At 69.0% G+C, this 19563-nt stretch carries 16 protein-coding genes and 3 pseudogenes; 8 read left to right on the top strand and 11 right to left on the bottom strand.

The window, feature by feature from the left end; genetic code table 11:
- Window positions 1-121: 121 nt before the first annotated feature.
- A pseudogene (locus tag K6T84_RS12595) lies at window positions 122-976 on the bottom strand (hypothetical protein); the annotation flags it as partial.
- Window positions 977-1078: 102 nt separating this feature from the next.
- Here K6T84_RS12595 and K6T84_RS12590 point away from each other — a divergent pair.
- A complete protein-coding gene (locus K6T84_RS12590) occupies window positions 1079-2401 on the top strand; it encodes a glycosyltransferase 87 family protein (protein WP_225401838.1) in 1323 nt (440 codons plus the stop codon).
- Here the strand turns inward: K6T84_RS12590 and K6T84_RS12585 are convergent.
- The 5 genes from K6T84_RS12585 to K6T84_RS12565 form a co-directional block, all read right to left on the bottom strand.
- Window positions 2362-3096, bottom strand: a complete 735-nt coding sequence (locus K6T84_RS12585) for a lysophospholipid acyltransferase family protein (protein WP_225399426.1) — start codon at window positions 3094-3096, stop codon at window positions 2362-2364. The two genes, K6T84_RS12590 and K6T84_RS12585, sit on opposite strands and share 40 nt — an antisense overlap.
- A 107-nt stretch (window positions 3097-3203) precedes the next feature.
- Window positions 3204-3599, bottom strand: a complete 396-nt coding sequence (locus K6T84_RS12580; RefSeq protein ID WP_225401837.1) for a hypothetical protein — start codon at window positions 3597-3599, stop codon at window positions 3204-3206.
- Window positions 3596-4972: an ArsA family ATPase gene (locus K6T84_RS12575; RefSeq protein WP_225401836.1), complete on the bottom strand. Its 1377-nt coding sequence runs from the start codon at window positions 4970-4972 to the stop codon at window positions 3596-3598. The genes K6T84_RS12580 and K6T84_RS12575 overlap by 4 nt, the downstream gene beginning before the upstream one ends.
- Window positions 4969-5406 (bottom strand): SRPBCC family protein, encoded by a 438-nt coding sequence (locus tag K6T84_RS12570; RefSeq protein ID WP_224865408.1) that lies wholly within the window; start codon window positions 5404-5406, stop codon window positions 4969-4971. The genes K6T84_RS12575 and K6T84_RS12570 overlap by 4 nt, the downstream gene beginning before the upstream one ends.
- A gap of 89 nt (window positions 5407-5495) precedes the next feature.
- Window positions 5496-5891, bottom strand: coding sequence for a polyketide cyclase / dehydrase and lipid transport (locus K6T84_RS12565; protein WP_225399423.1), 396 nt, complete (start codon window positions 5889-5891; stop codon window positions 5496-5498).
- A 144-nt stretch (window positions 5892-6035) separates the two neighbouring features.
- Between K6T84_RS12565 and K6T84_RS12560 the strand changes: the two genes are divergently transcribed.
- Complete coding sequence (locus tag K6T84_RS12560) at window positions 6036-7838, top strand: AMP-dependent synthetase/ligase (RefSeq protein ID WP_224865406.1); 1803 nt, start codon at window positions 6036-6038, stop codon at window positions 7836-7838.
- An 84-nt stretch (window positions 7839-7922) separates the two neighbouring features.
- Here K6T84_RS12560 and K6T84_RS12555 read toward each other — a convergent pair whose 3' ends face one another.
- The 4 genes from K6T84_RS12555 to K6T84_RS12540 all read right to left on the bottom strand — a co-directional run bounded on the left by K6T84_RS12555 (window position 7923) and on the right by K6T84_RS12540 (window position 11487).
- The gene (locus tag K6T84_RS12555; protein ID WP_225401835.1) at window positions 7923-9065 is read right to left on the bottom strand and encodes a glycosyltransferase family 4 protein; all 1143 of its coding nucleotides are present in this window, start codon (window positions 9063-9065) and stop codon (window positions 7923-7925) included.
- A 36-nt stretch (window positions 9066-9101) separates the two neighbouring features.
- Entirely contained in the window at window positions 9102-9851 is a 750-nt protein-coding gene (locus tag K6T84_RS12550) for a hypothetical protein (protein WP_225399765.1), read from the bottom strand.
- Between the two features lie 64 nt (window positions 9852-9915).
- Window positions 9916-11055 (bottom strand): peptidoglycan hydrolase RipC, encoded by a 1140-nt coding sequence (gene ripC, locus K6T84_RS12545; protein WP_408066103.1) that lies wholly within the window; start codon window positions 11053-11055, stop codon window positions 9916-9918.
- Between the two features lie 174 nt (window positions 11056-11229).
- The gene (locus K6T84_RS12540) at window positions 11230-11487 is read right to left on the bottom strand and encodes a hypothetical protein (RefSeq protein ID WP_224865403.1); all 258 of its coding nucleotides are present in this window, start codon (window positions 11485-11487) and stop codon (window positions 11230-11232) included.
- 95 nt (window positions 11488-11582) lie between these two features.
- Here K6T84_RS12540 and K6T84_RS12535 point away from each other — a divergent pair.
- Window positions 11583-13454, top strand: a pseudogene (locus tag K6T84_RS12535) (DEDD exonuclease domain-containing protein); the annotation flags it as partial.
- On the opposite strand, the gene trpD reads toward K6T84_RS12535, so the two are convergent.
- Window positions 13392-14474, bottom strand: a complete 1083-nt coding sequence (trpD, locus tag K6T84_RS12530) for an anthranilate phosphoribosyltransferase (protein ID WP_225401834.1) — start codon at window positions 14472-14474, stop codon at window positions 13392-13394. The pseudogene K6T84_RS12535 and the gene trpD overlap by 63 nt on opposite strands.
- Before the next feature lie 148 nt (window positions 14475-14622).
- Between trpD and ctaE the strand changes: the two genes are divergently transcribed.
- The 5 genes and pseudogenes from ctaE (at window position 14623) to K6T84_RS12505 (ending at window position 19557) form a co-directional block, all read left to right on the top strand.
- Window positions 14623-15234, top strand: coding sequence for an aa3-type cytochrome oxidase subunit III (gene ctaE / locus K6T84_RS12525; RefSeq protein WP_224865401.1), 612 nt, complete (start codon window positions 14623-14625; stop codon window positions 15232-15234).
- Window positions 15231-16106 (top strand): cytochrome bc1 complex diheme cytochrome c subunit, encoded by an 876-nt coding sequence (gene qcrC / locus K6T84_RS12520; protein ID WP_224865400.1) that lies wholly within the window; start codon window positions 15231-15233, stop codon window positions 16104-16106. The genes ctaE and qcrC overlap by 4 nt, the downstream gene beginning before the upstream one ends.
- Window positions 16103-17269, top strand: coding sequence for a cytochrome bc1 complex Rieske iron-sulfur subunit (qcrA, locus tag K6T84_RS12515; protein ID WP_224865399.1), 1167 nt, complete (start codon window positions 16103-16105; stop codon window positions 17267-17269). Before qcrC ends, qcrA begins: the two co-directional genes overlap by 4 nt.
- Entirely contained in the window at window positions 17266-18891 is a 1626-nt protein-coding gene (gene qcrB / locus K6T84_RS12510; RefSeq protein WP_224865398.1) for a cytochrome bc1 complex cytochrome b subunit, read from the top strand. The genes qcrA and qcrB overlap by 4 nt, the downstream gene beginning before the upstream one ends.
- Window positions 18892-18943: 52 nt before the next feature.
- Window positions 18944-19557: pseudogene (locus tag K6T84_RS12505) on the top strand (pyridoxine/pyridoxamine 5'-phosphate oxidase).
- Window positions 19558-19563: the final 6 nt, after the last annotated feature.

Below are 19563 nucleotides of genomic sequence, written 5' to 3'. Positions count from 1 at the left end.
TCGTCGGCGCCGCCGCCTCCCGAACCGCCCGACTGGGCGCCGGACGGGCCGGCGGGAGGGGGCCGCTTCCGGGCGGCGGCCGACGATCGGGGCCGCGCCGGGTGGACACCAACGGCCGGCCGATCATGATCGGCTCGGTCGGCGCCGCCGCCGCGCGCACCTCACGGTCGAGCTCGGCGTCGACGGTGCGGTCGTCGGGCAGCTGCGGTCGGCCGGCGATGGCGTCCTGCAGCCAGAGCTTGACCTGGATGACGGGGCGGCGCAGCCAGCGTTCGCGCTCCAGCGCTCGGCGCATCCGCTCACTGTTCTTCAGATACCACCACCGGGCCCAGGGCGCGTGCGGCCGGGACATCCGGATGGCACCGATCAGCAGCAGCGGGAAGAAGAACATCCCGATCAGACCCGTCCACACCTTGCCCTTGAGCAGCACCACCACGCCCAGCGGCAGAGCCATTACCAGACCCGCGACCACCCCGACATGGACCAGCGGCGACGAGGTGTCCTGCCATCTCGACAACAGAAACGTCAGCGGGTGAAAACCCAGCACCAGCAGCCCGACCACGGCAGTGGCGGCGAACACGGCGTCCATCGAGGCTCGCCCGTCCTCCTCCCAATACACGTCGGACAGGTGCAGGATCAGCGCGTACTCGTCGAGCACCAAGGCCGCGCCGATGCCGAATCCGATCGCGGCCAGGGAGAACTGTGGCTCATGGCTGTTGGGACCCGCGGCCACCAGCGTCACCCCGGAGATCATCACCAGCACCACCCCGAAAACGACGTGGTGGATGTGTGTCGACCCGATCTGGAAATTGCGCGGCTGCCACCAGCGGGGTGTGTACTCGCTGCGCCCGGAGGTGCTGCGGATGTAGCGCACCACCGTGCGAGTCACCAGAAACGTCACCAGGAACGCGACCAGGCAGGTCAGCAACGGCAGCCTGCCGCGGTCGACGATGTCGTCGCGGAACCATTCGAGCACCTAATGAAACGTACGCGCTCACGGACCGCCACACGCGGATCACCACCGGCATGGCCCGGTAAAACCGACAAAAGCCGGCCACCCGATAGGCTGTGCGGCGACATGACTACATCGCGGCCGTCCGACCCGGGCCGTCCGCACGGGGGCGTCGCCGTTTGGTGGGGCGTCACTGTGTTGGCAATCGCAGCCCTGGGCTACACGACGTGGCAGGCGCTGGGCACCACGCCGTACCACATCGACCTCGACGTCTACCGGATGGCCGCGCAGGCCTGGCGAGACGGCCGCCCGCTCTACGGTGACGACTGGTTCCACACCCAGATCGACGGCACCGTGCTGCCGTTCACCTATCCCCCGATCGCCGCCGTGCTGTTCTCGCCGCTGACCTGGGTGCCGCTGGGTGCGGCCACCGTGGCGCTGACGGTCGGCTCCACGCTGCTGCTGGTGCTGTCGCTCACCATCGTGCTCAGCGGACTGGGTGTGCGCGTCGGCCCGGCCCACGGCGGCGGCCCGCTGTGGTGGCGCCGGGGCGTGCTGGCGGTAGCCATCGTCGCCGCGGCGATCGCGTTCGACGCCGAACCGATCTGGGCCAACTTCGACTTCGGTCAAGTCAACGTGGTGCTGATGACGCTGGTGATCGCCGACTGCGTACCGCGGCGCACCTGGTGGCCGCGCGGTGCCCTGCTGGGGGTGGCGGTGGCGCTGAAGCTGACACCCGCGGTGTTCCTGCTCTACCTGCTGCTGCGACGCGACATGCGTGCCGTGCTGACCACCGTGGCGTCGTTCCTGGCCGCGACCCTGGTGGGCTTCGCACTGGCCACCAGCGACTCCTGGCAGTACTGGACGCACACCGTGCGCAACACCGACCGGATCGGCGGCGCCACGCTCAACACGAATCAGAACCTGGCCGGGGCGCTGGCCCGGCTGTCGCTGAGCGAACAGCAGCGCTCCGTGCTGTGGCTGGTGGGGAGTCTGTTGGTGCTCGCACTGGCGGTGTGGGCGGCCCGCCGGGCACTGGGCTCTCCCTCTGAAGGGGAGCCCATCCTGGCGCTGATCTGCGTGGCACTGTTCGGACTGGTGGTCTCACCGGTGTCGTGGTCACACCACTGGGTGTGGATGCTGCCCACCGTGGTGGTCATCGGCGTCCTGGGGTACCGGCATCGGGCGGTGCTGTTGGGCACACTGAGCGCCCTCGGCGTGGCGCTGATGCTGCGAAGTCCGATCGAGCTGCTGCCCGAGAATCACGAGGCCGGTGCGGCGTGGTGGCGCCAACTGGCCGGCGCATCGTATGTGTGGTGGGCGCTGGCGGTGCTGGTGACGGTCGGCGCGACGATCAAACCCCTCGGCGCCGGGCCTCGTGCGACCCGGGGGGCCGGTGGGACGCAGGATCAGCCGGCTGCGGTCTCCGGAAACCGGGCGACCGGCTGACCTGCTGAGGCAGCCTGGGTCGGGCCGCCGTTTTTGAGGCTGGCAGCGTAGATGTCGACGTATTCCTGACCGGACAACCGCATCAGCTCGTAGATCACCTCATCGGTGACGGCTCGTTCGATGAAGCGGTTGTCGGCCATCCCGTCGAAGCGGGAGAAGTCCATCGGCTCGCCGAACCGGACGGTGACCCGGCCGAACCGCAGCATCTTGGTGCCCGGCGGGTTGACGACGTCGGTGCCGATCATGACGACCGGGATCACCGGTACCCCGGTGTGCAGCGCCAGCCGGGCCAGGCCGGTCTTGCCCTTGTAGAGCCTGCCGTCAGGTGAGCGGGTGCCCTCCGGGTAGATGCCGAGCAGCTTGCCGGCCGACAGGATCCGTGCGGCGGTGGTCAGCGCGGCCTGCGCGGCATCGGAGTCGTTGCGGTCGATCGGGACCTGCCCGACCGCGGTGTAGAACCAGCGGGTGAACCAGCCCTTGATGCCGGTGCCGGTGAAGTATTCCGCCTTGGCCAGGAAGGTGATGCGGCGGCGCACCACCAGCGGCAGATAGAAGCTGTCCATGACGGCCAGGTGATTGCTGGCCAGGATTACCGCGCCCTCGTCAGGGATGTTCTCCAAACCCTCGACTTTGGGACGGCCGATCAGGAGCAGCAGTGGTCCCAGGAGCACGTACTTGAACAGCCAATACCACATCGACTCCTCCCTCCAGCCCATGAGCGCGTGTTCGCGCCAACATTACCGACCCACCGTTTCCGGGGCTACACGGTGAATCGTTCACACCATGGATTCCCCGGAATTCCTCAGCTTGTCCAGGTCTCCACGACGACCGGGATCGGTTGATAGCCCTGCCTGCCCGGCTCATCACCCGAGCCGCCGCCCGGCCCCTCAGGCGGACCGTCCGGCGGCGACGGCCGATCGCCGCCCCCGGTCTCGCCGACCACCGCGCGGATCACGTCGAACAGCGCAACGCTGTTCTCGGCGATGACATTGAGCAGGGGATGCTCCTCGTCGTTCACCAACGCCGCGAGCGCACAGACCGGGCACCACACCTGCTGGCACTTGCCGGGGCCGCCGCTGTCCGCGAGGAGCATCGCCGCCGCCCGCACCGCCGGGTCGAGCCGGTCCAGGATCGCCTGGGCCAGCTTCCGCAGCTCGGGCCACAGCTCGCCCAGATCGGGGTGCGCGCCAGCGTTCACCGTCGCACCTCCTCGCCACTGCTTAGGGGCCACACCGCCGGGTCCGGCCGGAAACGCACCGTAAGTTCACTACCGCGCAGCGTGGCATCCATGACCGTGCATCGCCGCAGTACCGACGCCAGCCGAACCCGTCGTCGGGTACCACCGACACCGATGACCAAGTCGTCGCCCGAGCGCCCCAGACTGAGCGCACCGGAATCAACCTGGGGTAACTCTAGCCGCAACCGGTACACCGCACCCAGTCCGGAACCCGACTCCCGGTCCACGACCGGGCGCACCGGACCCGGTAGCGCCGAGCCGTCCCGGCGGCGGCTGCCGTCGAGCAGGTCGCCCAGCGCCTTCGGGCCGATCGGCTCCCCCGCCAGGTGCGGGACCAGCACCATTGCCACGTCGCCGATGACGCGGTCCAGCTCGTCGAGCACGGTGCGCTGTTCGGCGATCCGCTCGGCGTACCAGTCGAACGCCGGGTGCGCGGGCAGATTGGTGTAGACGTACGAATCATCCTGCAACAAAATCTGATTGACGATCAGATCTTCGACGCGCACCCCGGCCAGCGCGAGCGATCCCAGGGTCCGGACGGCTTCGGCGGCCACCACGCGTTCAGCGGTCAACACCAGGTGCGCACCGACCCGTGCGTCGTCGGCCAGCAGCGCGGCGAGATGCTCGGCGGCTCCACTGATCCGCTCGATCAGCCCGACCAGGGCCGCCGACCGGGCGTCCTCGATGCCGCTGAGCCGGCGGTGCCGCGGCCATGATCGCTCCGCGTAGAGCGCGACAGTGGCGGGCAGCGTCAGCATCCGCATCGCGTCGGCGGTGGACGCGCAGTCGACTACCACCCGGTCCCACTGACCGCTGTCGGCCAACTCGCCGACCTCGTGCAGACCGAGCACCTCCTGCACGCCGGGGAGCGCCGAAAGCTCCTCGGGCGCAACAAGACCCAGATCAGATTCCGGGAGGTTCGCGGCCAGCACCCCGACCACGTCCACCCAGTGCGCCTCCAGCAGCGCCAGGGCGTCCAGCGCCAGCACATCAAGCCGGCCGGCGCTCACGCCGTGCCTATGCGGCGGTCCCAGCTTCGCCTCTCCTTCGTCGAGGATCGCTGAACCGCCGTGCCTATGCGGCGGTCCCAGCTTCGCCTCTCCTTCGTCGAGTAGCACCGGGACGGCATCTCGATCGCCGCTGGGCGATACGGCCACACCGAGCACATCGCCGACCGAATGCGCCTGATCGGTGGAGACCAACAGCACCCGGTCGCCGGCATGCGCCCGCGCGACGGCGGTCGCTGCCGCCAGCGTGGACTTGCCTACGCCGCCCTTACCGACGAACAGGCTGATCCGCGCCGGCCCCGGGGTCACTGGTTGGGTGGGGCTCACTCAGCCTCGGCTCGCTTCTTCAGGTCTTTCAACGCGGTGTCGGTCAGGCGCCGCTCCGCTTTACGCTTGAGCAGACCGATCATCGGGATCATCAGGTCGACCGACAGCTCGTAGACGACTTCGGTACCGGATCCCTTGGGCGACAAGCGATATTCACCGTCGAGCGCCTTCAGCAGCGAACTGGACACCAACGTCCAGCGGACCGAACGGCGGTCGGCCGACCAGTCGTATTCGAGCACCATGGTGTCTTTGAGCACCGCGGCGTCCAGCACGATCCGGGCGATCTTCGGATAGCCGTCGGCGTCGGTTTCGAGCACCTCGGCGTCGGTGTACTCCGAGACCCATTCCGGGTAGGCGCCGATGTCGGCGATCACCTGCATCACCGCGCTCGGATCCGCCGCGATGAAGATCGTCTGCGCTGTCTTGTCCGCCACCTGGTTATTTCCCTACCTCGTTCGCGCCTACCGCCGGTCCCGGCAGAAACGGTACCTCGCTGCGCCCGGTTTCGATCCGGTCAGGCGAGTCAGATCACTGCCAGCGGGGAGACCCCCACCGGACGGGACAGCTCCAGGCGGGATTTGATCTCGAAGGCCATCTTCTTACCCGCCACCCGGCGGCGGTGAACCAGTTTCGGCAGGTTCAGCCGGGCCAGCTGACGGCCGCTGACCCCGGTCGGCTCGGCGTGCAGGAAGTAGTGCAGCAGCACACCGTCGAGCATCTCCTCCAGCCAGATCTCCATGGTGCCAGTCAGCGGCCCACCCACCGTCCAGCGAACGCCCTTGTCGGCACGGTCCTCGACCACGTCCAACTCCAGGTCGGGCCACCACCGCCGCCAGTTGGACCGATCGCCGGCCATGGCACCGACCTGCTCGCCGGATGCGGCGACGAACGTCTCGTCGGCAACCTGGATACTGTTCATCGCCCCAGCTTCACATATGACCGCCCTGCGGCGGTACGCGCCGGGTACCCAGCGTGCCCGCGGTAGTGAACACCGTCACATCAGCCGTAGCTCGCCTACTAGGCTGAGAGGGCAGACAACCGGCAGTCAAGAGAGGTCATCGCAATGCGTGAGTTCAGTGTTCCCGCGCCGTTCACCGTCGAGGAGCACGACAACGTCGCCGCAGTCGTCTTCGAACACGAGCGCGACAACCCCGACCACGTCATCTATCAGCGCCAGGTCGACGGCGCGTGGACCGACGTCACCTGCGCCACCGCTGCCTCGCAGATCCGTTCGGCCGCACTGGGACTGATCGCCCAGGGCGTTGCGGCCGGAGACCGGGTGGTCATCTTCTCGGCCACCCGCTATGAGTGGGCCATCCTGGACTTCGCCATTCTGTCGATCGGGGCGGTCACCGTGCCGATCTACGAAACCTCCTCTGCCGAGCAGGTGCGCTGGGTGATGCAGGACTCCAGTGCGGTCCTGGCATTCGCCGAGACCGACAACCACGCCCAGATGGTCAACGAACTCGCCGGTGACCTGCCCGCGCTGCGGCGGGTGCTGACCATCGACGGCACCGGCGCCAAGGCCCTCGACGAGCTGGCCGACGCCGCGGCCGGCCAGGATCCGGCGCAGGTCACCGCGCGCCTGAGCGCGCTGCGGGCCACCGACCCCGCCACACTGATCTACACCTCCGGTACCACCGGTCGGCCCAAGGGCTGCCAACTCACCCACTCCAACCTGATCTACGAGGTTCGCGGCACCAAGGCCGCGTTGCCCAGCCTGCTCACCGATGGTCAGCGTCTGCTGGTCTTCCTGCCGCTGGCGCACGTGCTGGCGCGGGCGCTGACCCTGGGGGCGTTCGCCAACCGGGTCACCGTCGGATTCACCAGCGACATCAAGAACCTGCTGCCGATGTTCGCGGTGTTCAAGCCGACCGTCGTGGTCTCGGTGCCGCGGGTGTTCGAGAAGGTCTACAACACCGCCGCCCAGAACGCCGCCAGCGACGGCAAGGGCAAGATCTTCGAGATGGCCGCGCAGACCGCGGTGGACTTCAGCGAGGCGCTGGACTCCGGTCGTCCCGGATTGCTGCTGCGCGCCAAGCACGCCCTCTTCGACAAGCTGGTGTATCGCAAGCTGCGGGCCGCGCTGGGCGGCGACTGCCGCGCCTCGGTGTCCGGCGGGGCACCGCTGGGCGAGCGGCTGGGGCACTTCTACCGCGGTGTGGGCCTGTCCATCTACGAGGGGTACGGCCTGACCGAGACCACCGCCGCTGTGACCGTCAACCCGGTCGGCGGCATCAAGGTCGGCACGGTCGGAACGCTGGTGCCGGGCAACAGCATGCGTATCGCCGAGGACGGCGAGCTGCTGGTGCGCGGTGGCGTGGTGTTCGGCGGCTACTGGGGCAACGAGGCGGCCACCGCCGAGGCGTTCACCGACGGGTGGTTCAGGACCGGCGACCTGGCGGCGATCGACGACGAGGGCTATCTGAAGATCACCGGCCGCAAGAAGGAGATCATCGTGACCGCCGGCGGCAAGAACGTCGCGCCCGCGGTGCTCGAGGACCAGCTGCGGGCCCATCCGCTGATCAGCCAGGCGATGGTGGTCGGCGACGCCCGCCCGTTCATCGGGGCGCTGATCACCATCGACCCGGAGGCCATCGAGGGCTGGAAGCAGCGCAACAGCAAAGCCGCCACGGCCAGCGTCGCGGACCTGGCAGGTGACCCGGACCTGCTCGCCGAGGTGGACGCCGCGGTCAAGCAGGCCAACCTGTCGGTGTCGCACGCCGAGTCGATCCGCAAGTTCTCGATCCTGCCGGTCGACTTCACCGAGGCCACCGGCGAGTTGACCCCCACCATGAAGGTGAAGCGCAACGTCGTCGCCGAGAAGTTCGCCGACGCGATCGAGGCCATTTACCGCAAGGATTAGGCGGTTCGGCGAGGCTCGCCGGAGTTGGCCCGCAGGGTCGGCGGAGGCGAGGGGAAGCCGGGACCGCCGCAAGGATTAGGCGTCTCAGGCCTGCAGCAGTTCGGCCATCCGGTCGGCCAGGCCATCCCAGCCCCAGTGGCCGGTCGCCCACTCGCGCCCGGCGTTGCCCATCGCCGCGGCCCGGTCCGGATCGGCGAGCAGCGTGCTGACGGCGTCGGCGATCTGGCTCACCGATCGGCCGTCGACCACCCGCCCGGTCCGGTTGTCCAGCACGGTTTCCGGTGCGCCACCGGAGTCGCCGGCGACCACCGGGACACCGGCCGCCGACGCCTCCAGAAACACGATGCCCAGACCCTCGACATCCATCCCGGAGCCACGGGTGCGGCACGGCATCGCGAAGACGTCGCCGAGCAGGTAGTAGGCCGGCAGTTCGGCGGCCGGCACGCCGCCGGTGAAGGTCACCGAGTCGGCAACCCCGCATTCGGCGGCCAGCTTGTGCAGCCGCTCGGCGTACGGTCCGCCGCCGACGATCACCAGCGCGGCCCCGTCGACACGTTGCCGAATCGCCGGCAGCGCCCGGATCAGCATGTCCTGGCCCTTGCGGGGCACCAGCCGGGACACGCAGACCACCGTGGGCCGCCCGCCCAGCCCGTGGCGTTCGCGCAGGCGCTCGCGGGCGGCCGGGTCGGGACGGAACCGGCCGGTGTCCACCCCGGGCGGCAGGTGCTCCAGCACCGCGTCGGGACCGAACGCCGCGGCGAACCGGCCGCGGGTGTAGTGGCTGACGAAGGTGACGGTGTCGCAGGTGTCGCCGATCCGGCGCAGCACCGACCGGGCGCCCGGCAGCATCGACCACCCGACCTCGTGGCCGTGTGTGCTGGCCACCACTCGGGTGGCTCCGGCCGAGCGTGCCCGCTGCGCCAGCAGCGCCAACGGTGCGGCAGCGCCGAACCAGACCGTGTCGATCACGCCCTCGGCGATGAGCCGGCGCATCCGTGCGTCGACGGCCCGGCCCGGCAGCATCAACGTGCCGGGGTGACGCACCACCTGGTAGCCGGCTGCGTCGGCGGCGGCGTCGAAGTCCTCGGCCCCACGCCATTTCGGGGCGTACACGGTGATCTGGTGACGCCCGCCGGCGGCGATGCGGCACACCAGTTCTTCCAGGTAGCACTGGATGCCGCCGGGCCGCGGCGGAAAATCATTGGTAACCAGCAGGACCCGGCTCACCCGAGGGATGCTAGCGGGTCGGCCTAGCCGATGCGGTCAACCCTGCCACTGCTGCCAGCCGGTGAGCAGGTCGGGCAGACCGACACCGAGCACCAACGGCACGGCGACGGCCGGGGCGACATCGGCGGGGCCGCAGGCGGACAGGTAGAGCTCACGCAGCTTGTCGGCCCCGAAGCGGGCTGCGACGTACCGGGCGAACCCCCAGGCCCGGTCGTAGGCTTCGGCGCGGCGCGGGCCGGGGGCGTCCAGATCTTGGTCGGAGGGCAGCGTCAGCGGGGCCGTCGTGGGCGGCTCCTGGCCGGGGCGGGCCACGAAGTCGGCCACCCCCTCGGTGAGCCAGCGTGGCGCTTCGGCGGCAGTGTCGGCGCGGGCCGCGTAATGAAAAAGCTCGTGAGTCAACACGATTCGCAGCGCGGTGTCGCTCATGGCGGTCGCGCCCGGCGCGAACACCACGCGTTGGCCGCTCACCCGCCGCCGCTCCGGATCGACCCGATCGGCCACCGCGACCGCGGCGACGTCGACCCACTGCGCCACGTCACCGGCTCCCCTACCGGCACCGGCCAGCGCGGCGAACTGCTGGACCGAGCCGGTGGCGGTGATCTCGATTCGATGCGACCAGTCGGTTCCCCAGAATGATTCGACCGCGTCGACGGCCGGTCCGATGTCGGCGGCGATCCGGGCCAGCAGCTGCGCGCCGGCCTGCCCGCCGCGGTTGTCCAGCACGACGCTGCGATGATCGCCGACTGTTAGGGGCGGATCAGCGGCCGGGCCCGGCACGGCCAGCACGACGACGACAGTGATCAGCTCGGCCGTCAGCAGCACGGCCAACAGGCGTCGGATTACGGACCGCTCAGTAACGGCGGGCGTTGTGGATCGGGCCGGACGAGGTCATCGGCACCACCCGGACCGGCTGACCGTAGGTGGACGAATGGATCATCATGCCGTCGCCGACGTAGATCCCCGAGTGGGAGGCATCCGAGTAGAACGTCAGGACGTCGCCGGGCTGCAGATCAGACAGCGACACGGCCTGGCCACCGTTGGCTTGGGCCTGGCTGGAGTGCGGCAGGTTGATCCCGGCCTGGTGGAACGCCCACATCACCAGCCCGGAGCAATCGAACCCGCCGGGTGCGGCGCCACCCCACACGTAAGGCGAACCGACCTGGGTGAGAGCGGCCTGCACGGCCGTCGCGGCCGCGCCGCCACCCCCGCCGCCACCGGGGAAGGCCAGCTCCATCGGCGGTGCCGGGTCTGCCGGGTTTCCGGGGGCCGGCAATCCGAACACCGGGGGCTGTCCCTCGGGGGCCGGTGCTCCCGGGGCGCCCTCGGGGACCGGCCCGGGGGCGGCCATCGCGGCGCGCTGCTGCTGGGTCAGCGCGTAGTACTGGGACTTGACCACCGAGATCTGCAACTGCAGGCGGCTCTGGCGGGCCTGCACTTCGGCGCGCACGGCGGCGGCCTGCTCGGCTGCGGCACGGGCCTCATCGGCGGACTTCGCCGAGGCCTGCTCGGCCTGGTCCGCCTGCTCACTGGCGGCGCGGAAACGGTCCATCTGCACCGACAGGTCACCGGCCACCACGCGCTGCACGGCAAGCTTGTCGATCAGCTGCTGCGGTGACTCCGCGGTCAACATGGCGTCCATACCGCCGACGCGGCCGCCCATATAGGTGGTGGCGGCGAAGCGGTTCACCGCGGACCGGTAGCCGGAAAGTTGGTCGCGGGCAGCGGCCAAGGCGGCCTGGTCATCGTCGTGGGTGCGGTCGGCGGCGCGTTGCGCGGCGAGCTTCTCGTCAAGATTGAGCTGCGCGGTGTGCATCGCCTCGGTGGTCTGCTCGGCCTGCCGGGACAGCTCGCTGAGCTTGGCCATGGCGTCATCGGCCGGATCGGCGTGCACCTGGCCCAGCAGCGAGCCGGTCGCAACAGTGGCGCCGACCAGAAGGCCGGTGGCAACAGCGCGCACAGGACGCCCAAGAGCACACAGGTTCCACTGCATACGTCCGAGCTTCAAGATTGCATCCTTATACACTGCCGAGGATGGACATGGCCGTGCCGCCGCCGAGTACGTAAGAGTCTCGAATAGGTTACGAAATGGCAACGGCGTTGTCCATCACGAGCCGCCTACGTTAGCAGCCAAAATTGCGAGATCTCTAAGAGCGACGCGCCGGTTTCAGGCCACGCCGGAACGCCGTCCCGTTCGCCCGTCGCCACGGATCGGGACCAGGCGCAACCGGGGCGCCATCCCCGCCTCGGCGAGCACGTCGAGCGCCGCCCGCTCGTCTTCGAGCAGCTCGTTCGGCACCCCGATCAACACACTGACCACGCAGTCCCGGCAGGCGGGCCCGCGGACCGCACAGTCGTCGCAGTCGATCACCACCGGTTCCGCACCGGTGGGGCGGCTGCCGTAATGGTCCGAGATCTGTGCCATGGCGATTCCTCTCGATCTGTTGCCGGCACGCTAACCCCGGGTACCGACAACCCTCGGGCGCTCATCTGTCGGTGCCCCGACCTACCGTGCTCGCTATGACCCCCGCCGCGGCCGGACAGCTGAGCTTCGATCACCTCGCCGCGCAGCTGGAATCCGTATCGGAAACCACCCTGCGGGACACCACCTTCGTGGTGGTGGACCTGGAGACCACCGGCGGCCGGGCCTCCCCGACCGGCGATATCGAGCCGGACACCATCACCGAGATCGGCGCGGTCAAGGTGCGCGGTGGGGTGGTCGAAGGCGAGTTCGCCACCCTGGTCGACCCGCAGCGCGGCATCCCGCCCCAGATCGTCCGGCTGACCGGCATCACCACCGCGATGGTGCACGAGGCGCCCCGCATCGACGCCGTGCTGCCGAACTTCCTAGAGTTCGCCGGCTTCGATCGCGGTTCGGTGCTGGTCGCCCACAACGCCGGGTTCGACGTCGGCTTCCTGACCGCGGCCGCGCACCGCTGCGAGACCCCCTGGCCGCGGCCACCGGTGCTGTGCACGGTCCGGCTGGCACGACGGGTGCTCAGCCGCGACGAGGCACCCAGCGTGCGACTGGCCGAGCTGGCCCGATTGTTCGCCGTGCGCACCACCCCGACCCACCGTGCCCTCGACGACGCCCGCGCCACCGTCGACGTGCTGCACGCGCTGATCGAACGGCTGGGCAACCAGCGGGTGCACACCTACGCCGACCTGCGTGCCTACCTGTCGCACGCCACCGCGGCGCAGCGCAGCAAACGCACGCTGGCCGAAGGGCTTCCGCACCGGCCGGGGGTCTATCTGTTCCGCGGCCCCGGCGATGAAGTGCTCTACATCGGTACCGCCACCGACCTGCGCCGCCGGATCGGCGCGTATTTCAACGGGTCCGACCGCCGCAGCCGCATCTCGGAGATGGTTGCCCTGGCAACCCGGATCGACCACGTCGAATGCGCCCACCCCCTGGAGGCCGGGGTGCGGGAGCTGCGCCTGCTGGCCGCGCACGCTCCGCCCTACAACCGCCGGTCGAAGTTCCCACGACGGTGGTGGTGGATCACGTTGTCGCAGGAGGCGTTTCCCCGCCTGACCGTGCTCCGCGCCCCACGACACAACCAGGCGATCGGCCCGTTCCGCTCCCGCGCCGACGCCGCGCAGACCGCCGCCCTACTGGCCAGGTTCACCGGAATCCGCACCTGCACAACACGATTGAGGCAATCGGGTCAGCACAGCTGCCCGCCGCTAGAAGTCAGCCCGTGCCCGGCCACCTCCGGGGCCACCTCAGCCGAATACGCCCAGACCGCCGCACGTGCCGCCGCGCTGATCGACGGCTCGGACAACACCGCCCTGGGCGCGGCCGTAAAACAGGTCACCGCACTGGCCGAACGCGGGCACTACGAGAGTGCCGCACGCCTGCGCGACCAGACCGCCACCGCCATCGAGGTGTTGTGGCGCAGTCAGCGGGCACGGGCACTGGCCGCCCTACCGGAGTTGGTGGCCGCCGCACCCGACGGAGCCGGCGGGTGGCAGTTGGCGGTCATCCGCCACGGCCGGTTGGCCGCGGCCGGCTGCGCCGCACGCGGTGTGCCACCGCTGCCCGTCATCGATGCCATCACCCTCGGCGCCCAGGCGGTGGTGCCCGAATCCGCTCCGTTGGCCGGCGCGCTGGTCGAAGAGACCGGGCTCATCGCCCGCTGGCTGGCCGCACCCGGGGTACGCCTCGTGCGCGTCGAGGCTCCCGCCGAAACCGCCGGCGGTTCAGCAAGGCTCGACGGAGGAGACGCGACGCTGGGGCCGCCGGATCAGCACGGCTGGGCATCGCCGGTGGGCTCGGCCGGTCCGTGGACACCGTGGGCCGCCGTGGCGCGCTCGGCGCGGCTGGCCTCAGACCTGGGCGCCGAATCGGACCCAACGCGCGAGCAGTTGTTCCGCCGCGCCGCTGTCGATGGCCGCCGCGGCACGGGCGAGACCGTCTTCCCAGGCCAGCAGCCATTTGGCGTCGCTGGATAGCCCGGTGTGCGCCACGATGGCCCCGGCGGCATTGAGCACCACGGCATCACGCACCGCGCCCGGGGTGCCGGCTAGAACCGACCTGGCCTCCTCCGCGTTGGCCTGCGCGTCACCACCGAGTAGTTCATTCACCTCGGCGCGGGCAAATCCGAACCCGGCCGGGTCGAAGGTCAGCCGGTCGATGGTGCCGGCCTGCACCCGCCAGATGGTGCTGGTGGTGGTCGTGGTCAGTTCGTCGAGGCCGTCGTCACCGTGCACCACCAGCACGCTGGACCCGCGCGCGGCGAACACCCCGGCCATCACCTCGGCCAGTTCCCCGAACGCGCAGCCGATCAGCCCGGCGCGCGGCCGGGCCGGATTGGTCAGCGGTCCCAGCAGGTTGAACACCGTCGGCACGCCGATCTCACGCCGTGCCACCGAGGCGTTGCGGTAGGACGGCTGGAACTGGGGTGCGAAGCAGAAGCCGATCCCGATCTCGGCGACGCTGCGTGCGACGTCGTCCGGACCCAGGTCGATGCGCACCCCCAGGGCTTCGAGCGTGTCGGCCCCGCCGGACAGCGAACCCGCCGACCGGTTGCCGTGTTTGACCACCGGCACACCGGCCGCGGCCACCACGATCGACGCCATGGTGGACAGGTTGACCGTGTTGGCGCCGTCACCCCCAGTGCCCACCACATCGACGGTGTCGGTGCCGATCGCCTCGGTGGGGACCTTGCGGCCGTGCGCCAGCATCACCTCGGCGAGCTCACCGACCTCGGCCGCGGTCGGACCCTTCATCTGCATCGCGACGCCGAACGCCGCGATCTGCGCCGAGGTGGCGCCGCCGGCCATAATCTGCTCCATCGCCCAGGCCGCCTGGCCCTCGGTCAGATCCGCGCCCGACGTCAGGCGACCCAACACCTGCCGCCACTGCGCGATCTGGGCTTTCGGCTGGACCTCACTAACCGGCTCGACCACGCGCCGATCGTCGCACGCTATGCCCGAGCCGGCCGAGCCGACCCTCGACAGACCACCGGTCACCCTTCGAGAGGTGGGACAACACCAGTTCGGGCGAATTGTCCGCCCCGGGTGGAGTTCTTCAACTACATAGCGTCATACTTGCGGGGTGACGAGCGCCGTTGGTTCTTCGGGTACTGCCATCACGTCGCGTGTGCATTCGCTGAACCGTCCCAACATGGTCAGCGTCGGCACCATCGTGTGGCTTTCCAGCGAATTGATGTTCTTTGCCGGACTGTTCGCGATGTATTTCACAGCACGCGCACAGTCGGGCGGCCAGTGGCCGCCGCCACCAACTGAGCTGAACCTGGCACTTGCGGTCCCGGTGACCCTGGTGCTGATCGCGTCGTCGTTCACCTGCCAGATGGGCGTGTTCGCCGCCGAGCGCGGCGACGTGTTCGGGCTGCGCCGGTGGTACCTGCTGACCTTCCTGATGGGGCTGTTCTTCGTCTGCGGCCAGGCATATGAGTACTCCCACCTGGTTGCGCACGGCACCACCATCCCGTCGAGCGCCTACGGCACCGTGTTCTACCTGACCACCGGGTTCCACGGCCTGCACGTCATCGGCGGTCTGGTCGCCTTCGTCTTCCTGATGCTGCGCACCACGATGAGCAAGTTCACCCCGGCACAGGCCACCGCGTCGATCGTCGTGTCCTATTACTGGCACTTCGTCGACATCGTGTGGATTGCACTGTTCGCCACGATCTACTTCATCCGATGAGCAACCGCCCGACGAACAGGAGTGTCCGGTTGAAGACACTGAAGAAGTGGGCCCGACCTGGCAACAACGACACCGTCGCCCGTCGGCGGTTTCGGCGCCGGCTGTCCGGCGGCCTGATGCTGCTGGTGGCCCTGACCCTGGCCGGCGGGCTGGCCGCGGTCGTGACGCCCACCCCACAGGTGGCCGTCGCCGACGAATCCGCCTCGGGCATCCTGCGTAAGGGCAAGGAGCTGTTCGACACGTCCTGTATCAGCTGCCACGGCGCCAACCTGCAGGGGCTGGACGGCCGCGGGCCGAGCCTGATCGGTGTCGGCGAGGCCGCGGTCTACTTCCAGGTGTCGACCGGGCGGATGCCCGCGGCGCGCGGCGAGGCCCAGGCGCCTCGCAAGGACCCGATCTTCGACGCTGAGCAGACCGACGCGCTGGGCGCCTACGTGGCGGCCCACGGCGGCGGACCGGCCGTGGTCCGCAACGCCGACGGCAGCATCGCGCAGGAATCTCTGCGCGGCGACGACCTGGGCCGTGGTGGCGACCTGTTCCGGCTGAACTGCGCGTCCTGCCACAACTTCACCGGCCGTGGTGGTGCGCTGTCCTCCGGTAAGTACGCGCCCGACCTGGAGCCCGCCAGCGAACAGCAGATCCTGACCGCGATGCTGTCCGGACCGCAGAACATGCCGCGCTTCTCCGACCGGCAGATCTCCATGGAGGAGAAGAAGGACATCATCGGCTACGTCAAGGCCGTCACGGAGGAACGTAACCCGGGCGGCTCGGGACTGGGCGGCTTCGGCCCGGCCCCGGAGGGCATGGTCATGTGGATTATCGGAATGGTCGCGGCCATCGGCGCGGCAATGTGGATCGGGGCCCGTTCATGACCGACAGCACCAAAGACGTTCCCAGCGACGCCGAACTGGCGGAGATGAGCACCAGCGAGCTTCTCGAACTGGGTGGCCGCATCGACGGCGTCAACACCATCTTCAAGGAGCCGCGCTGGCCGGCCGAGGAGACCCGCGCCGAGAAGCGGGCCGAACGTCGGGTTGCCGCTTGGTTTTTGGCGGCCGGCGGCTTCGGATTCGCGCTGCTGCTGATCTTCCTGTTCTGGCCGTGGGAGTACGCGCCCACCAACTCCCCCGACGGGTTGGCCTACTCCCTGGCCACCCCGCTCTACGGGCTGACGTTCGGGCTCTCGGTGCTCTTCATCGGTATCGGCGCGGTGATGTTCGTCAAGAAGTTCATCCCCGAAGAGATCACCATCCAGGAGCGCCACGACGGCAGTTCGGCCGAGGTCGACCGCAAGACGGTTGCCGCGCAGCTCACCGATGCCTTTGAAGGCTCGACGATCGGCCGCCGCAAGCTGCTCGGTGCGTCCCTGGGTATCGGGTTCGGCGCGTTCGGCTTGGGCACCGTGGTGGCCGCTGCTGGCGGGCTGATCAAGAATCCGTGGAAACCGGTCGTGGACACCGCAGAAGGCAAGAAGGCCGTACTGTGGACGTCGGGCTGGACTCCGCGCTACCACGGCGAGACCATCTTCCTGGCCCGGGCCACCGGTCACAGCTCCGAATCGCCGTTCGTCAAGATGCGTCCCCAGGACCTCGACGCCGGCGGCATGGAGACCGTCTTCCCGTGGCGCGAGTCCGACGGCGACGGCACCACTGAGGAATCACGCGAAGCCATCACCGAGATCATGATGGGCGTGCGCAACCCGGTGATGCTGATCCGCATCCGGCCCGACGACATGCCCAAGGTGGTCAAGCGGGCCGGCCAGGAGAGCTTCAACTACGGAGACTTCTTCGCCTACACCAAGATCTGCTCGCACTTGGGTTGCCCCTCTTCGCTTTTCGAGCAGCAGACCTATCGGATTCTGTGCCCGTGTCACCAGTCGCAGTTCGACGCCCTGCACTTCGCCAAGCCGGTCTTCGGCCCCGCGGCGCGTGCACTGGCCCAGCTGCCGATCACCATTGACGCCAACGGGCATCTGGTCGCCAACGGCGACTTCGTCGAACCTGTCGGACCGGCCTTCTGGGAGCGCACCTCATGAGCCCTGCAATCGGCGATCTGCTCGGACGTCAAGCAGACGACATCGATACCCGCTACCACCCGGCGGCCGCGCTGCGTCGGCAGTTCAACAAGGTCTTCCCGACGCACTGGTCGTTCCTGCTCGGTGAGATCGCGCTGTACAGCTTCATCATCCTGCTACTGACCGGTGTCTACCTGACCCTGTTCTTCGACCCGTCGATGGCCGAGGTCATCTACCACGGCGTCTACCAGCCGCTCAACGGCGTGCAGATGTCACGGGCCTACGAGACGGCGCTGAACATCTCCTTCGAGGTGCGCGGCGGCCTCTTCATTCGCCAGGTCCACCACTGGGCGGCCCTGATGTTCGCGGCGTCGATCATGGTGCACCTGGCACGCGTGTTCTTCACCGGCGCGTTCCGCCGCCCGCGTGAGGCCAACTGGGTCATCGGCTCGCTCCTGTTGATCCTGGCCATGTTCGAGGGCTACTTCGGCTACTCACTGCCCGACGACCTGCTGTCCGGCATCGGCCTGCGTGCGGCGCTGTCGTCGATCACGCTGGGTATGCCGGTGATCGGCACCTGGCTGCACTGGGCGCTGTTCGGCGGCGACTTCCCGGGCACCATCCTGATCCCCCGGCTCTACGCACTGCACATCCTGCTGATCCCGGGCATCATCCTGGCCCTGATCGGCGTGCACATGGCGCTGGTGTGGTTCCAGAAGCACACCCAGTTCCCCGGCCCCGGCCGCACCGAGAGCAACGTCGTCGGTGTGCGGGTGCTGCCGGTCTTCGCGATCAAGTCCGGCGCGTTCTTCGCCATGATCTTCGGCATCCTCGGCCTCATGGGCGGGCTGCTGCAGATCAACGCGATCTGGAACCTGGGCCCCTATCGGCCCTCGCAGGTGTCGGCGGGCAGCCAGCCGGACTTCTACATGATGTGGACCGAGGGTCTGGCCCGTCTATGGCCGGCATGGGAGTTTTACTTCTTCGGTCACACCGTGCCCGGCCCGGTCGGTGTCGCGCTGATCATGGGCGGGGTCTTCATCGGCCTGATGGCCTACCCGTTCCTGGAGAAGAAGTTCACCGGGGACTACGCCCACCACAATCTGCTGCAGCGGCCGCGGGACGCTCCGGTCCGCACCGCGATCGGCGCCATGGCGATCAGCTTCTACATGGTGCTGACCCTGGCGGCGATGAACGACATCATCGCGTGGAAGTTCCACATCTCGCTGAACGCCACCACCTGGATCGGCCGCATCGGGATGGTGGTGCTGCCGCCGCTGGTCTACTTCGCCACCTACCGCTGGTGCATCGGGTTGCAGCGCAGTGACCGCGACGTGCTCGAGCACGGTATCGAGACCGGCATCATCAAGCGGCTGCCGCACGGTGCCTACATCGAGCTGCACCAGCCGCTGGGCCCGGTCGACGACCACGGCCACCCGATTCCGTTGGAATACCAGGGAACTCCGCTGCCCAAGAAGATGAACAAGCTCGGCTCGGCCGGTGCCCCCGGCAGCGGCAGCTTCCTCACCGCGGATCCGGTGGACGAGGACGCGTTGCTCAACGAGGCGGCACACGCCGGCGAGAAGCGCGCGCTGACCGCGCTGGCCGAGCACCAGGTCGGCGACACCAACGGCCACCACTAGCAGTTCCGAACCATCGGGCAGCCTGCGCACACAACTGCGCGGGCTGCCCGTTTTGGTTTGTGCCGCACCGGAGTTCGCCCCGGCGTCAGCACCCGATGAGCCTGTAGAACTGTTCGTCGGATGGCTGCGGCACGCCATTGACAGCGGAGTCACCGAACCGCATGCGATGACGGTTTCTACCGGTGTCGGGGAGGCGTCCGTCAGCGCGGGTGCTGATACTTAAAGATGTCGATACGCACGGTTGGCACTTCGCCGTCAGTGCGCTGAGCCGCAAAGGCGTTGAGCTGGCGCGCAATCCCGCGGTGGCACTGACCTTCTACTGGCCCGCGCTGGGCCGCCAGATCAGGGTTGAGGGCCACCGCACGGGCCGATCCCCCGCAGTTGACGGCCGATGACTTCCTGGCACGCTCCGGAGACGCCAGGGCGATGGCGCTCACCGGGCGTCAGAGTCAGCCCTACGCCGACGACGCCGAAGTCGATGCGGCACTGGCCAAGGCCCACCACGAACTCGACCAGTCCCCCGGCCTGGTGCCGGCCGATTGGGTGTCGTATGCGGTGTGGGCCGACACGGTCGAGTTCTGGCAGTCCGACCCGGGGCGCCGGCACCGCCGACTTCGTTACGAACGCGACGATGAGGGCTGGTCGGCGATGCGCCTGTGGCCCTGAAGCGGC

This window comes from Mycobacterium zoologicum, assembly GCF_020181635.2.
In the GTDB taxonomy this organism is placed as follows: Bacteria; Actinomycetota; Actinomycetes; order Mycobacteriales; family Mycobacteriaceae; genus Mycobacterium; species Mycobacterium zoologicum.
The sequence above is the reverse complement of the archived record's forward strand: the minus strand, read 5'-3'. Positions and strand labels throughout refer to the sequence as shown.